Raw genomic sequence first — 13,785 nt, forward strand, 5'->3', positions numbered from 1 at the left:
TGCACGCCCGCAGGACGTACGGCATGTGCCGCAGGTCACACGAGCGAGCGACGCTACGTTAGGCCGTCGCCTCTCGCGCGGTCAAGCCGACCCGGAACCGGCGTGTGGGCATCCGTTCTGCTGTCCTCGCCCGGGCGAGGACAGCAGAACGGATGCCCACACGCGGGAGGGTCAGCGCGGGTCGCGGCGGCGCAGCCCCGTGACGATCGAGCCGAGGACGAGCGCGACGCCGGCACCGCCGAGGATCGCGATCGCGACCGTGCCGCCGTCGATGCTCGCGCCGCCCGCCGCGGCGAGCGCCAGGACGCCGCACACGGCCACCACGAGGCCCCAGACGACGGCGCCCACGCGGACCCCTCGCCGCCCGGTTCGCTCCCGGGGCTGCGTCGGCGCCGACGGCTCGTCCGACGCCATGGGCGCGGACGGCGCGGCCGACGGGGACGATGCTGCGGCCGTCGTCGGGCCGGCGGCGGCCGACGACCAGGCCTCGCCGGAGCCTACGGACGAGCTCGCCGCGGCGTCGTCGGGACGGCCGAGGCCCCAGAGCGCGTCGACGCCCGAGGGCTCCTCCGCGGCGGGCAGGATCCGCGTGCCGCCGTCGTGGGCGTCGTCGCGGGCGAGGTCCAGGCGCTCGGTCGGGGCGCCGCCGTCGGACACGGCGTCGAGGCGCTGGGTGTCGTCGCCGGACGTGCCCTCGGGGCCCTCGGTGCCGTCGGGGACCGGTCCGGTCCCGGGCTGCTGGGTGGTCATCACTTCTCCTCGATGGTCACGGTGCCGGCCCCGGAGCTGATGTCGAGCACGAGCTGCGGGGTGCCGCCCGCGGCGACGCCGGCGGTCTCGAAGGTGTCGCGGTTGGCGTGCCCGCCGTGGCGCGACTGGTGGTCGGCGGTCGGGCCGACGAGCCAGTCCACGTCGCCCGCGAACAGGTGGACCGTGGCCCTGACCTCGGCGCCCTGGGGCACCTGGATCGTGGTGTCGCCGGCCCCGAGCTTCACGGGAACCTCGACCGGTGTCCCTCCGGCGGCGGGGAGCGGGAGACCGGTGAGATCCACCGTGAGGTCGCCGACCGAGTAGGTATAGCCGTCCTCGGCGCTCGTCACGTCCGTCGCGACGACGGGTGTGTCGGGTGCGATGGCGCGCACGTCGCCGTCGAACGCCCCGCTGCTGTCGAGCGTCGCTGCGGGCAGCACGACGACGCCGAGGAGGATCGCGAGCGTCGTCAGGCCGCCCGAGCCGCGACCCCGCAGCCCGGCGACCACGATGCCGAGCCCGAGGAGCACGAGGCTCACGCCGCCCCACACGAGCCACGGGGACGAGAGGTGGTCGCCCCGGTCCAGGCCGAACACGACGGCACCCGCGACGAGGCAGAGCCCGACGACGGCGCTCGCGACCGCGCCCGACCCTCGCCGGCGACCGGGGTCGCGACGGTCCTTCGTGGCGAGCGGCGGCGTCGGGAGCGTGAGGTCCGGCACGGGCAGCGGCTGGGGTGCGCGGACGCTCGCCGGGGCGCCGTACGGCGCGGCCGCGTACGGCGCGGCCGCGTAGGGCGCGGCGGCGGGGGAGGGCGCCGCCGGGGCCGAGAACGACGCGGTCGGGGCCCCCGGCGTGGGCGGAGCCGGCGGGACGGCGCCGCCGACCGGGGCGGACGGGTACCGGGCAGTCGGGTAGGGAGTGGTCGGCTGCTGCGCGGTCGGGTACTGCTGCGTCGACGACGGCGGCTGCGGGGCTCCCGGGTACTGCGGGCCCGAGGACGGACCCCACGTGCCGCGCGACCCGAGCACCGCCGCCACGATCACGGCGACGCCGGCCAACAGGCAGAGCCAGAAGATGCCGGCGATCCAGTCGTCGCCGCGCCACCAGCTCCAGGCGCCGAGGCGCCAGTTCACGCCGAGGATGAATGCGACGATCGGGCCCACCATCTCCCCGCGGAACTGCCCGTGGACGGCGTCGCGCAGGAGGCTGCGGCCGTTCCGGTCGTCGGGCAGCAGCGCCCACGCGATCGCGTAGAGCACGAGGCCGGCGCCGGCGACCAGGCAGAGCACGAACCAGATGCCGCGCACCAGGAGGGGGTCGAGGCCGAGGCGACGCGCGACGCCGCCGGCGGTGCCGGAGACCCAGCGGTCGTCGGTGCGGCGGAGGCCGAGGCGGTCGATCCACTCCCAGAACGAGTCCCCGTGGGGCGTCGGCCCCTGCGGCGGGAGGTCACCTTGCGGCGCCCCCTGTCCCTGCGTCGTGCCCCCGGGCTCCGAGCCCGGGGCGCCAGTCGTCGTGTTCATGGCTCCATCGTCGTCGCGCGGGGGTGCCGCGGGCCATGCGGTGGAGCCCTGATCCGACCCTGACCCCACCCCTGGAGCGGGGAGAAAGCCCCTGATTCTCGGGCCCAGGGGGCGCCCGGATGCCTCCCCGCCCCGCCCGGCGTGCCACGATCGGGACATGACCACCCTGCCCGGACCGACGCCTGCGCCCGCGCAGCCCGCCCCGGGCACGCGCGGGGGCGCGGCGCTCCCGGCCCGCCCGCCGCTGCTGCGCCCGGAGGCGGGCCGACGCGTCGGCGGGGTGTGCGCGGGCGTCGCCGCGCACGTCGGCATCCCGGTCCGCACCGTGCGCCTCGCGATGATCCTCGCCGGGCTGTCCGGCGTCGGGATCCTCCTGTACGTGTTCTGGTGGATCACGATCCCCGTGGGCGACCCGCACGCGGCCGCCGAGGAGTCGCGTCCCGCCGAGCTGCAGCGGCTCGCCCGGCGGCTGCGCAGCGAGCGCCGCACGTTCCCCGTCCGGGACGTGCTCGCCGGCGCCATCCTTCTCGCGGCCGCGGGGATCCTCGTCGCCGAGCGCCTCGGCTGGGATGTCAACGCCGGCTGGGCGCTGCCCGTGCTCGTCCTGCTCGCGGGGCTCGCGCTCGCCTGGAGCCAGCTCGACGCCGCCCAGCGCGGCCGCATGCTCTCCCACGCGGGCGGGCGCACCCCCGGCTCGGTCCTCCGCCTCGGGGGCGGCCTGCTGCTCGTCCTGGTCGGGGCGCTGCTGCTCGTCGGGCGCACGTCGTCGACCGCCGACATGGCGCGCGCCTGGGTCGCCGCGGTCGCGGTGCTCGCCGGCGCCGCCCTCGTCCTCGCGCCGTGGTGGCTCAGGCTCGTCCGGGCGCTCGGGGACGAGCGGGCCGCCCGCGCCCGCGAGGCCGAGCGCGCCGACATCGCGGCGCACCTGCACGACTCGGTCCTCCAGACCCTCGCCCTCATCCGCGCGTCGGCCGACGACGCCGACCAGGTCGCCCGCCTCGCCCGCGCGCAGGAGCGCGAGCTGCGCGAGTGGCTCTACACCGACCGGGCGGTCAGCGGCACGTCGCTCGCCGCCGACGTGCGCGAGCTCGTCGGGCAGGTCGAGGACGCGCACGCCGTGGCCGTCGAGGTCGTCGTCGTGGGGGACTGCGTGCCCGACGACGACACCTCGGCCCTGCTCCGCGCCGCCCGCGAGGCGCTGCTCAACGCCGTCCGGCACGGCGCGCCGCCCGTGTCGCTCTACCTCGAGGTCCGCGCCGACGCGGTCGAGGTGTTCGTGCGGGACCGCGGGGACGGCTTCGAGCTCGACGACGTCCCCCACGACCGCTTCGGCGTGCGCGAGTCGATCCTGGGCCGCGTGCAGCGCCGGGGCGGGAGCGCCGTCGTCGAGAGCCGGCCCGACTGGGGCACCGAGGTGCACCTCGAGATGCCCCGCGCGGCGACGCGCGCCCGGCCGGCGCCCGCGCCCGACGCAGCCCCGCCCGGCGCGGCGTCCGGCCCCGACCAGCCACCCCACCACCGGACCCCGACCGAGGAGGCCACCCCGTGAGCACCGACCCCGCCGCTGGTGCGCCCGCGCCCGTCGACGTGCTGCTCGTCGACGACCACCTGATGTTCCGCGCGGGCGTCCGCGCGAGCCTCGACGCGCGCGTGAACGTGGTCGGCGAGGCCGCGGACGTCGACGCCGCCGTCGAGGCCGCGCACGCCCTGCGCCCCGCCGTGGTCCTCCTCGACGTGCACCTGCCGGGCGGCCTCGGCGGGGGCGGCGCCGAGGTGGCTCGCCGGTGCGCCGACCTCGCGCCCGGCACCCGCTTCCTGGCGCTGTCCGTGTCCGACGCCGCGGAGGACGTGGTCGCTGTGATCCGCGCCGGCGCTCGCGGGTACGTCACCAAGGCGATCACGGGGCCCGAGCTGTCGGGCGCGATCCAGCGCGTCGCCGCCGGCGACGCCGTCTTCTCGCCCCGGCTCGCCGGGTTCGTCCTCGACGCGTTCGGCACGGGCATGGGCGACGTCGCGATCGCCGACGACGAGCTCGACCGGCTGTCCGCGCGCGAGCAGGAGGTCATGCGGCTGATCGCCCGGGGGTACACCTACCGCGAGGTCGCGAGCAAGCTCTTCATCTCCGTCAAGACGGTCGAGACGCACGTCTCCGCGGTGCTGCGCAAGCTCCAGCTCTCGTCGCGGCACGAGCTCACCCGGTGGGCGGCCGCGCGCCGGATCCTCTGAGCCGAGGAGCCGCGCGTCCCGTCGTGCCGCCGAGCGGCGGCCCGGTGTCCGGTCTACCGTGAATGTCGGGGCAGGTCAGGAGCCTGCCCGTGGCACGTGCGCGACCCGACTCACCGAGGGGAACTCACCATGTCCAGCAGCGTCACCGTCCGGCCCGTGCGCGGGGTGCGCGGGATCGGGCTCTTCTCGATCATCGTGGGGATCATCATGATCCTCGCCGGGGGCGTCACCTACGGGATGGTCACGTCGCAGCTCCGGGACGAGAACATCACCGTCTCCGACGACGCGCAGTTCTTCGGGGGCGCCCGGGTCCAGGACCCCCTGACCGCCTACTCCCAGGCCGAGGTCATCAACAAGCACGCGCTCGCCATGACCGGCGGCAAGACGTACGCCGAGCTGCCCCAGGACGACCCGAGCCGGGCCACCGTGATGAACGCGTCGTTCCTGCGGGCGTCGTTGTTCACGTCGGTCGTCGCGTTCGGCGTCGCGCTGCTCGTGGTGGCGTGCGGCCTGCTCTTCCTGCTCATCGGCATCGCGCTGCGGCGCCTGGGCCGCGGCGACGTGAGCGTCCTCGACGTCGTGCCCGCCGGGGCGGCGGGGGCGTCGGCCGCACCGGTGGCGCCGGTTCGACCCAGCGCACCGGTCACGCCGGCCGAGCCGACCCGCCCGGCGGCACCGCCGCGCGAGGCCGCGGCGCCTCCCGTGGAGCGCACGTCGGCGCGGGCCGCCACGCCGCCCGAGTCCCCGGCGCCGTCGTCGCCCGCTGCGCTCGCCGCCGCTGCTCCCGCGGCCGCTGCTCCGGCGCACGCCGAGCCCGCGCACGCCGAGCCCGCGCACGCCGAGCCCGCGCACGCCGCACCGTCGCCCGCGGAGCCGTCGCAGCCCGCGGCCGCGGCCCCGAGCGGCGCCGCCCCCTCGGCGACTCCGCCGGCGACGGAGCCGCAGCCCGAGGCGCCGCTGTCGGACACGCCGCCGTCCGCGGCGCCCAGGACTGCGCTGCCGACCGACGAGCCAGAGGCCGACGAGGGCGCCCGGCCCTGACCTCCACGGGCAAGCGGGCCCGCACGCCGAGCACGTGGCGGCGGGCCGCTCGCTCGAGGCGCGGACCGCTTGCCGGGCGGGGCCTCGCGGAACCCTAGGGTGGTGCCGTGACGACGACCGCTCCCACGCTGGTGGGCTGCTCCCACGGCACCGCGAACCGCGCCGGCCAGGCCGCGATCCGCAGCATCCTCGACGACGCGCGGGCCGCCCGCCCGGGCCTCGCGGTCCTCGAGACGTACGTCGACGTGCAGGAGCCGCAGGTCGAGGAGGTGCTCGGCACCGTCCCGGGCGGCGTGCCCGCCGTCGTGGTGCCGCTGCTGCTGTCCGCGGGTTTCCACGTGTACGTCGACATCGCGGAGGCCGCCGGCGGCCGTCCCGACACCGTGGCCGCCGACGCGCTCGGTCCCGACGAGCGGCTCGTCGCGCTCCTGCACCGGCGCGTGCTGGAGGCGGGCGCGGAGGCGGGCGACGCCGTCGTCGTCGCTGCCGCGGGCTCGAGCGACGCGCGCGCCGTCGCGGACGTGGAGGCCGTGGTCGCGGCGTTCGCCTCCCGCTGGGACGGACCCGTGACCGTCGGCTACGGCTCGATCGCGCGCCCGTCGGTGGCGCAGGCGGTCGAGGCGGCCCGCGCGGCCGGGGCGGAGCGCGTCGTCGTGGCGTCGTACCTGCTCGCGCCCGGGTTCTTCCACGACCAGCTCGCGGGCGCCGGGGCCGACGTGGTGTCCGCCCCGCTCGCCCCGGCGGCGGAGCTCGCGGCGATCGTCCTCGACCGGTACGACGCGGCCGCCCGGCTCTGACGGCCCGGCTGCGCGAGCGACCGCCGGGAGGCTGGGCCACGATCAGGGGGTGACCTCCGACCCGCGGCCGACGCCGTCGCTCGCCACCCTCGACCCGCCGCGGGCCGTCGACGAAGGACCCCGGCCGGTCCTGGCACGTCGGATCGGGACCGTCGCGCTGCTGGTCGTGGTGCTGGCGGGGGCCCTCAACCTGTTCGGGCTGTGGACCTCGACGACGACGCGCACCGACGGCGACTGGACGGTGAGCGTCCACTACGCGCGCATCGCGCGCGCCGGGCTCGACGCCCCGTGGACGGTGACGGTCCAGCACCCGGGCGGCTTCGGGGACCAGATCACCCTGCGCGTCACCTCGTCGTACTTCGACATCTTCGAGAGCCAGGGCCTCGACCCCGAGCCGAGCGACGAGACGTCCGACGGCACGGACGACACCTGGACGTTCAGCGCGCCCGCTGGCGACACGTTCGCGGTGTCGTTCGACGCGTACATCCAGCCCTCGAGCCACCGGGGCGCGTCGGGCCGGGTCGCCGTCGTCGTCGACGGGCGCGAGGTCGCGTCCACCCCGTTCCGCACCACGCTGCTGCCCTAGGAGCTGCCATGGAGATCGTCGTCCGCGCGCTCGTGCTGTTCTGCTTCCTGTGGTTCGTGACCCGGGTCGTCGGACGGTCGACGCTCGGCGAGCTCAGCACCTTCCAGCTCGTGCTGTTCGTGACCATGGGCGACCTGATCCAGCAGGGCGTCACGCAGCAGGACTACTCGGTGACGGCGTCGGTGCTCGCGGTCGGGACGTTCGCGCTGCTCACGATCGTGCTGACCTGGGTCGGCTCGCGCTTCCCGCGCGCGCGTCCCGTGGTGCACGGCATGCCCGTCGTGATCGTGGCAGACGGCGAGCCCGCCTACGACGTGATGAAGCGCGAGCGCGTGTCGCTCGACGACCTGCTCGACGCCGCCCGCCAGCACGGGGTGGAGCACGTGCGCGACATCCGGGTCGCGGTGCTGGAGGCGAACGGCCAGATGTCCTTCTTCACGCGCGACGAGCAGCGCGAGCAGGAGCCGGCCGACCGCCCGGAGGGGTGATCCGTCAGCGCGTCGGCTCGGCGCCGTCGTGCGCTTCCCGCCACGCCGGGCTGAGCGTCACGACGTCGCCGACCACGACGACGGCCGGCGCCCGCACACCGGCCTCCTCGACCACCCGGGCGAGGGTGCCGAGCGTCGCGACGGTCGTGCGGAAGCGCGGCCCGTAGCCGTCCTCGACGACTGCGGCGGGCGTGTCGGCGGAGCGCCCGTGCGCGACGAGCGCGTCGGCGGTGGCGGCGAGGTGCGAGACGCCCATGAGCAGGACCAGCGTGTGGTCGGGCGCCGCCGGGACGGCGCCGACGGACTCGTGGCCGGTCAGCACGGTGAACCCGCGCGCGAGGCCGCGGTGCGTCACCGGGATTCCGGCCGCGGCGGGGACGGCGATCGCGCTCGTCACGCCCGGCACGACCTCGACGGGCACGCCCGCGGCCCGGCACGCCTCGGCCTCCTCGCCGCCGCGCCCGAACACGTACGGGTCGCCGCCCTTGAGCCGCACCACCCGGTGCCCCGCGAGCGCCCGCTCGACGAGCACGCGGTTGATCTCGTCCTGCGGGACCGGGTGGTGGCCGCTCGTCTTGCCGACGTCGACGACCTCGACGTCGGCCGCGAGCTCGGCGAGCACGCCGCGGGGCGCCAGCCGGTCGACGACGACGACGTCCGCCTCGGCGAGCAGGCGCCGGGCCCGCACGGTGAGCAGACCGTCAGCGCCGGGGCCCCCGCCGACGAGGGCGACGCTGCCGACGGCGTCGTCGTCGCGGCGTCGGACCGCGCGCACGGGCAGCTCGCCGGACTCGAGGGCGGCGGACACGGCGTCGCGCACGGCGCGCGCCCGGCCCGGGTCGCCGCCCGCGTTCACGGCGATCGTGACCTCGGCGCCGCCGTCGAGCGTCGTGCGGGCGACCGCCGGGGTCCAGGCGGTCGCGAGCCCGGCGTCGGCGGCGGTGACGCACCAGGTGCGCTGCGCCTCGGCGTCCCCGGCGACGGCGGCGTCGACCGCCGGGTCCCCGGTGGCGACGTGCACCAGCCACGCCCCGTCCAGGTCGCCCGGGCGGTACGCCCGCCGCTCCCACCTGAGGCGGCCGGCGCCGGCGTGCGCGGCGACCTCGTCGACGGCGTCGGGCGCGACGACGAGCACGTCGGCGCCGGCGTCGAGCAGGGCGCGCACCCGGCGCGCGGCCACGGGCCCCGCGCCGACGACGACGACCCGCCGGCCCGCAACCCGCAGAGCCAGCGGGTACAGGGCATCGGTCATGGCGCTCAACCTACGACGTCAGATGGCGTACTGGGCGGGGCGCTGTTCCGGGTGGCGCGTGGCGGCGAGCGCGTCGCCCACCATGCCGGCCGCCAGGGTGCCGCCGTCCTGGCCGTCGACGAGCAGGAACGCGCCCGTCCGGCGGGACGTCACGTACTCCTCGGCGGCGACGGGCGAGGCGAGGCGCAGGGTCACGCGGCCGATGTCGTTGAGGTCGAGCCGCTCGGCCGGGACGAGCTCTGCGGCGTCGAGGTCGAGCCGCCCGACGACGTCCCGCACCACGGCCTGGACCGTGCGCGTCGTGTGCTTGAGCAGCACGCGGGCGCCGGGGAGCAACGGCCGGTCGGACAGCCACGCCACGGTGCCCTCGACGTCCTGGGTGAGCTCGGGCGCGTCGCCGACGGCCGCCACGAGATCGCCGCGGGTCACGTCGATCTCGTCCGCGAGCCGCAGCGTGACCGACTGGGGCGCGAACGCCTCGGGCAGCCCGGCGAGCGGGTCGGCCGGGTCCCGGAGGGTGTCGGCCGTGTCGATGCCCGCGACCCGCGTGCGGCGCCCGGACGGCAGCACCACGACCTCGTCGCCTACGCGCACGACGCCCGACGCGATCTGGCCGGCGTACCCGCGGTAGTCGCGGAAGACGTCGGCCGCGGCGTCGTCCGCCGCGGCACCCTGCGGCCGGATCACGACCTGGACCGGCAGACGGAAGGCCTCGGTGTCGGGGTCGTCGCCCGTGGGCAGCTCCTCGAGCAGCTCGAGCAGGGTCGGGCCGTCGTACCAGGGCGTGCCGGCGCCGCGCTCGACGACGTTGTCCCCGACCAGCGCGGACACGGGGATCGTGTGCACGTCGGCGACGCCGAGCGAGCGCGCGGCGGCCGCGACCTCGCGCTCCAGTTCCAGGTAGCGCTCGCGCGAGTAGTCGACCAGGTCGATCTTGTTCACCGCGACGACGACGTGCGGCACGCGCAGCAGGCTCGCGACGGCCAGGTGGCGCCGCGTCTGCTCGAGCAGGCCCTTGCGCGCGTCGATCAGCAGCACGACCGCGTCGGCCGTGGACGCGCCGGTCACGGTGTTGCGCGTGTACTGGACGTGCCCCGGGCAGTCGGCGAGCACGAACGAGCGGCGCGCGGTCGCGAAGTACCGGTACGCGACGTCGATCGTGATGCCCTGCTCGCGCTCGGCGCGGAGGCCGTCGGTGAGCAGCGCGAGGTCCGCCGTCTCGAGGCCGCGGTCGCGCGAGACGCGCTCGACGGCGTCGAGCTGGTCGGCGAGGACCGACTTCGAGTCGAACAGGAGCCGCCCGACGAGCGTGGACTTGCCGTCGTCGACGGAGCCCGCGGTCGCGAGGCGCAGCAGCGTGCCCGTGGGGAGCGCCGGTGCCGCAGCGGTGGTGGGGGAGAGCGTGGGCGTGCTCATCAGAAGTAGCCCTCCTTCTTGCGGTCTTCCATGGCGGCTTCGGAGATCCGGTCGTCCGCGCGGGTCGCGCCACGCTCGGTGATGCGGGTCGCGGCCACCTCGGCGATCACGGCCTCGACGTCGCGCGCGTCGGACTCGACGGCGCCCGTGCAGGACATGTCGCCGACGGTCCGGTACCGGACCGTCTCGGTGCGGACGGCCGCGGCCTCGGCATCGTTCCGGGGCTGCGAGTACGGCCCGACGGCGAGGAGCATGCCGTCCCGGTCGAACACGTCGCGCTCGTGCGCGTAGTACAGCTCCGGCAGCGCGATGTCCTCCGTCGCGATGTAGCGCCAGACGTCGAGCTCGGTCCAGTTCGACAGCGGGAACACGCGCACGTGCTCGCCCGGCCGGTGCCGCCCGTTGTACAGGTTCCACAGCTCCGGGCGCTGGTTGCGCGGGTCCCACTGGCCGAACTCGTCGCGGAGCGAGAACACGCGCTCCTTGGCGCGCGCCTTCTCCTCGTCGCGCCGGCCGCCGCCGAAGACCGCGTCGAACCGGTGCCCCGTGATCGCGTCGAGCAGGGGCTGGGTCTGCAGCGGGTTGCGGGTGCCGTCGGCGCGCTCGCGCAGGCGGCCGTCGTCGAGGTAGTCCTGGACGCTCGCGACCTCGAGCCGCAGGCGCAGCCGATCGACGGTCGCGTCCCGGAACGCGAGGACCTCCGGGAAGTTGTGGCCGGTGTCGACGTGCAGCACGGGGAACGGCACGGGCGCGGGGAAGAACGCCTTGGCCGCCAGGTGCAGCATGACGACGGAGTCCTTGCCGCCCGAGAAGAGCATCACGGGCCGCTCGAACTCCGCGACGACCTCGCGGATGATGTGGATCGCCTCGGACTCGAGCGCCTCGAGCTGGGTGAGCCGGCGCTCGCCGGCGACGAGCGCAGCGCTCGGCACGGCGTCGTCGGGCACGGGGGTGCCGGGGGCGTCGATCGTGTCGGTGAGTGTCATACGTGCAGTCCGCATTCCGTCTTGTCGAGGCCGGCCCAGCGGCCCGAGCGGGGGTCTTCTCCGGGGGCGACGCGACGCGTGCACGGCGCGCAGCCGATGGACGGGTAGCCGTCGTTGAGGAGGGGGTTCAGGACGACCTGGTGCTTGGTCGCGTACGCGAGCAGCTCGTCGAAGGTCCACGCCGCGAGCGGGTTGATCTTGACGAGGCCGTTCTTCGCGTCCCAGGTGACGAGCGGGGTGGCGCTGCGGGTGGGCGCTTCCTCCCGGCGTACCCCGGTGACCCAGACCTCGTAGCCGGCGAGCCGGTCGTGCAGGGGCGCGACCTTGCGGAGCTGGCAGCAGAGCCCGGGGTCGCGCGACCACAGGTCCTTGCCGTGCGCGGCGTCCTGCTCGGCGACGGTCTGCTCGGGCGTGACGTCGACGACCGTGACCTCCATGCCGGTCTCGACGGCGTCGCGCGTGCCGTACGTCTCGGCGAAGTGGTAGCCGGTGTCGAGGAACAGCACGTCGACCCACGGCTTGATCGCGGCGACGACGTGCGGCAGGACGGCGTCGGCCATGGAGCACGCGACGGCGACCGAGTCGCCGAACTCGCGCGCAGCCCAGGCCACGACCTCCTCGGCGGTGGCCTCGCGCGTGGCGTCGGGCGAGGCGCCCGGCCAGCCGGGCCCGTGCAGCTCGGCCTGCCCGCGCTGCACGATCTCCTGGAGCTCGGCGGCCGAGCGCTTCGGGCGGGCCTCGACGGCGCGCCGGGCCGCGTCGGCCGCCTTGGCGGCGTCGCGCGTGCGGGTGCGCTCCTGGGCGGCCGCGCGCAGGGCGGCCAGCGGGTCCTGTGCTGCGGTGGTCACTGGAGTGCCTCCTCGTCGGCGCGGTGGGCCCACTCGGCGAAGGTCTCGCCGTCGAGCTTGTCGGCCTCGTAGCGCCGGACGAGGCGCTCGACGTAGTCCGCGACCTCGCTCGCCGGCACCTTGAGCCCGCGGACCGTGCGCCCGAGGCCCCCGGCGTCGCGCCCCGTGCCCACGAGGCCGCCTCCCAGGTGGACCTGGAAGCCCGGGACCTGCTCGCCGTCGACGGTGATGATCTGGCCCTTGAGGCCGATGTCCGCGGTCTGGATGCGGGCGCAGGAGTTGGGGCAGCCGTTGACGTTGAGGTCGATCGGGTGCTCGGCCAGCGACGGCACGTCCGCGAGGCGCCGCTCGAGGTCGGCGATCACCGCGGTCGCGGTGTCCTTGGTGTCGACGATCGCCAGCTTGCAGAACTCCAGGCCGGTGCACGCGATGGTCGAGCGCCGGAACGGGCTCGGGGTCGCGGTGAGGCCGAGCGGCTCGAGGCCGCGGACCAGGGCGTCGACGGCGTCCGGCGGGACCCCGAGGACGACCAGCTTCTGGTGGGCCGTCAGCCGGACGCCGGCGGACCCGGTGCGCTCGACGAGCTCCGCGAGACCGGTGAGCGTGCCGCCGCCGATCCGCCCGACCGTGGGGGCCGCGCCGACGTAGTAGCTGCCGTCCTTCTGGAGGTGCACGCCCACGTGGTCGCCCCGGCCGCTCGCGGGCGCCGGGGGCGGGCCGTCGGGCAGGCGGTAGCCGAGGTACTCCGTCTCGAGGACGTCGCGGAACTTCTCCGTGCCCCACTCGGCGAGCAGGAACTTCAGGCGGGCCTTGGTGCGCAGCCGCCGGTAGCCGTAGTCGCGGAAGATCCGGATCACGCCGTGCCAGACGTCGGCCGCCTGGTCCTCGGTGACGAAGACGCCGAGCCGCTCGCCCAGGCGCGGGGTGGTGGACAGCGCGCCGCCGACCCACAGGTCGTAGCCCGGGCCGAGCTCGGGGTGCACGACGCCCACGAGGGAGATGTCGTTGATCTCGTGCACGACGTCGAGGCTCGGGTGCCCGGTGATCGCGGTCTTGAACTTGCGGGGGAGGTTCGCGAGCTCGGGGTCGCCGATGTACCGGCGCTTGATCTCGAGGATCACGGGCGTCGGGTCGATGATCTCGTCCGCGGCGATCCCGGCCACCGGGCTCCCGAGGAAGCCGCGGGGCGTGTCGCCGCACGCCGTCGTCGTCTCGAGCCCGACGGTCTCCAGGCGCCGCCAGATCTCGGGGACGTCCTCGACCGCGACCCAGTGGTACTGGACGTTCTGGCGGTCGGTGATGTCGGCCGTGCCCCGCGCGAAGTCTTCGGAGATGCCGCCGAGGACGCGCAGCGCGTCGGCGTCGAGGAGCTGCCCGTCGGAGCGGACCCGCAGCATGAAGTAGCGGTCCTCGAGCTCCTCGGGCTCGAGCGTGGCCGTCTTGCCGCCGTCGATCCCGGGCTTGCGCTGCGTGTACAGGCCCCACCAGCGGAAGCGGCCGTGGAGGTCGTCGCCGGGGATGGAGTCGAAGCCCTCGAGCGCGTAGACCTGCTCGATGCGCTCGCGGACGGCCAGGCCGCCGTCCTCCTGCTTCCACTTCTCGTTGGCGTTGAGCGGCTCGGTGCCGTCGACCTTCCACTGGCCGTTCGGCCGGGCGTTGCGGGAGGGGCGGACGGGTGATGTCGACGCGGGGGCGGGCGTGGTCATCGGGCTCCTTGGGGCCGCGAGCACGCGCGGAGCGGGGAGCCTCAGCCGGCAGGACCGGGGGGAGCCGAGGACCGCTGTCGCGCGCCCTCGCTCGGGGGATGGTGCCGCGTGGGCGGCGGTTCCGAGGTCGGGCGGGTCAACAACAACACGTTGCGACCGGGCG

At 75.9% G+C, this 13,785-nt stretch carries 13 protein-coding genes; 6 read left to right on the forward strand and 7 right to left on the reverse strand.

Annotation, left to right across the window (positions count from 1 at the left end; all coding sequences use genetic code 11):
- Positions 1 to 171 precede the first annotated feature (171 nt).
- Together ACLQ14_RS09625 and ACLQ14_RS09630 are read right to left on the reverse strand one after the other, a co-directional pair.
- The gene (locus tag ACLQ14_RS09625) at positions 172 to 750 is read right to left on the reverse strand and encodes a hypothetical protein (protein ID WP_425812327.1); all 579 of its coding nucleotides are present in this window, start codon (positions 748 to 750) and stop codon (positions 172 to 174) included.
- Positions 750 to 2,276 (reverse strand): PspC domain-containing protein, encoded by a 1,527-nt coding sequence (locus ACLQ14_RS09630; RefSeq protein ID WP_425812329.1) that lies wholly within the window; start codon positions 2,274 to 2,276, stop codon positions 750 to 752. Before ACLQ14_RS09630 ends, ACLQ14_RS09625 begins: the two co-directional genes overlap by 1 nt.
- Positions 2,277 to 2,433: 157 nt before the next feature.
- Here ACLQ14_RS09630 and ACLQ14_RS09635 point away from each other — a divergent pair, with 157 nt between their 5' ends.
- The 6 genes from ACLQ14_RS09635 (at position 2,434) to ACLQ14_RS09660 (ending at position 7,414) form a co-directional block, all read left to right on the forward strand.
- Positions 2,434 to 3,825 (forward strand): PspC domain-containing protein, encoded by a 1,392-nt coding sequence (locus ACLQ14_RS09635; protein WP_425812331.1) that lies wholly within the window; start codon positions 2,434 to 2,436, stop codon positions 3,823 to 3,825.
- Entirely contained in the window at positions 3,822 to 4,502 is a 681-nt protein-coding gene (locus ACLQ14_RS09640) for a LuxR C-terminal-related transcriptional regulator (RefSeq protein ID WP_425812333.1), read from the forward strand. The genes ACLQ14_RS09635 and ACLQ14_RS09640 overlap by 4 nt, the downstream gene beginning before the upstream one ends.
- 129 nt (positions 4,503 to 4,631) lie before the next feature.
- Positions 4,632 to 5,543 carry a hypothetical protein gene (locus tag ACLQ14_RS09645; RefSeq protein ID WP_425812335.1) on the forward strand — a complete coding sequence of 304 codons (912 nt, stop codon included), beginning with the start codon at positions 4,632 to 4,634 and terminating at the stop codon, positions 5,541 to 5,543.
- Between the two features lie 107 nt (positions 5,544 to 5,650).
- The gene (locus ACLQ14_RS09650; RefSeq protein WP_425812337.1) at positions 5,651 to 6,340 is read left to right on the forward strand and encodes a sirohydrochlorin chelatase; all 690 of its coding nucleotides are present in this window, start codon (positions 5,651 to 5,653) and stop codon (positions 6,338 to 6,340) included.
- A gap of 49 nt (positions 6,341 to 6,389) precedes the next feature.
- Complete coding sequence (locus ACLQ14_RS09655; protein WP_425812339.1) at positions 6,390 to 6,926, forward strand: hypothetical protein; 537 nt, start codon at positions 6,390 to 6,392, stop codon at positions 6,924 to 6,926.
- 8 nt (positions 6,927 to 6,934) lie between these two features.
- Entirely contained in the window at positions 6,935 to 7,414 is a 480-nt protein-coding gene (locus ACLQ14_RS09660; RefSeq protein ID WP_425812341.1) for a DUF421 domain-containing protein, read from the forward strand.
- Positions 7,415 to 7,418: 4 nt separating this feature from the next.
- Here ACLQ14_RS09660 and cobA read toward each other — a convergent pair whose 3' ends face one another.
- Genes cobA through ACLQ14_RS09685 form a run of 5 tightly spaced genes read right to left on the reverse strand, consistent with a single transcriptional unit; the run spans position 7,419 to position 13,622 of the window.
- Entirely contained in the window at positions 7,419 to 8,666 is a 1,248-nt protein-coding gene (gene cobA, locus ACLQ14_RS09665) for a uroporphyrinogen-III C-methyltransferase (RefSeq protein ID WP_425812343.1), read from the reverse strand.
- A gap of 18 nt (positions 8,667 to 8,684) precedes the next feature.
- Positions 8,685 to 10,082 carry a sulfate adenylyltransferase subunit 1 gene (locus ACLQ14_RS09670; protein ID WP_425812345.1) on the reverse strand — a complete coding sequence of 466 codons (1,398 nt, stop codon included), beginning with the start codon at positions 10,080 to 10,082 and terminating at the stop codon, positions 8,685 to 8,687.
- A complete protein-coding gene (gene cysD / locus ACLQ14_RS09675) occupies positions 10,082 to 11,068 on the reverse strand; it encodes a sulfate adenylyltransferase subunit CysD (protein WP_425812347.1) in 987 nt (328 codons plus the stop codon). Before cysD ends, ACLQ14_RS09670 begins: the two co-directional genes overlap by 1 nt.
- Positions 11,065 to 11,916 (reverse strand): phosphoadenylyl-sulfate reductase, encoded by an 852-nt coding sequence (locus ACLQ14_RS09680; protein ID WP_425812349.1) that lies wholly within the window; start codon positions 11,914 to 11,916, stop codon positions 11,065 to 11,067. Before ACLQ14_RS09680 ends, cysD begins: the two co-directional genes overlap by 4 nt.
- Complete coding sequence (locus ACLQ14_RS09685) at positions 11,913 to 13,622, reverse strand: nitrite/sulfite reductase (protein WP_425812351.1); 1,710 nt, start codon at positions 13,620 to 13,622, stop codon at positions 11,913 to 11,915. The genes ACLQ14_RS09680 and ACLQ14_RS09685 overlap by 4 nt, the downstream gene beginning before the upstream one ends.
- Positions 13,623 to 13,785 lie beyond the last annotated feature (163 nt).

The sequence above is a fragment of the Luteimicrobium sp. DT211 genome, from assembly GCF_049844995.1.
Classification (GTDB): domain Bacteria; phylum Actinomycetota; class Actinomycetes; order Actinomycetales; family Cellulomonadaceae; genus Luteimicrobium.

Coding starts and splice junctions, on each gene's coding strand:
- ACLQ14_RS09625 (WP_425812327.1), bottom strand. CDS start 750: ATGACCACCCAGCAGCCCGGGACCGGACCGGTCCCCGACGGCACCGAG.
- ACLQ14_RS09630 (WP_425812329.1), bottom strand. CDS start 2,276: ATGAACACGACGACTGGCGCCCCGGGCTCGGAGCCCGGGGGCACGACG.
- ACLQ14_RS09635 (WP_425812331.1), top strand. CDS start 2,434: ATGACCACCCTGCCCGGACCGACGCCTGCGCCCGCGCAGCCCGCCCCG.
- ACLQ14_RS09645 (WP_425812335.1), top strand. CDS start 4,632: ATGTCCAGCAGCGTCACCGTCCGGCCCGTGCGCGGGGTGCGCGGGATC.
- ACLQ14_RS09660 (WP_425812341.1), top strand. CDS start 6,935: ATGGAGATCGTCGTCCGCGCGCTCGTGCTGTTCTGCTTCCTGTGGTTC.
- cobA (WP_425812343.1), bottom strand. CDS start 8,666: ATGACCGATGCCCTGTACCCGCTGGCTCTGCGGGTTGCGGGCCGGCGG.
- ACLQ14_RS09670 (WP_425812345.1), bottom strand. CDS start 10,082: ATGAGCACGCCCACGCTCTCCCCCACCACCGCTGCGGCACCGGCGCTC.
- cysD (WP_425812347.1), bottom strand. CDS start 11,068: ATGACACTCACCGACACGATCGACGCCCCCGGCACCCCCGTGCCCGAC.
- ACLQ14_RS09685 (WP_425812351.1), bottom strand. CDS start 13,622: ATGACCACGCCCGCCCCCGCGTCGACATCACCCGTCCGCCCCTCCCGC.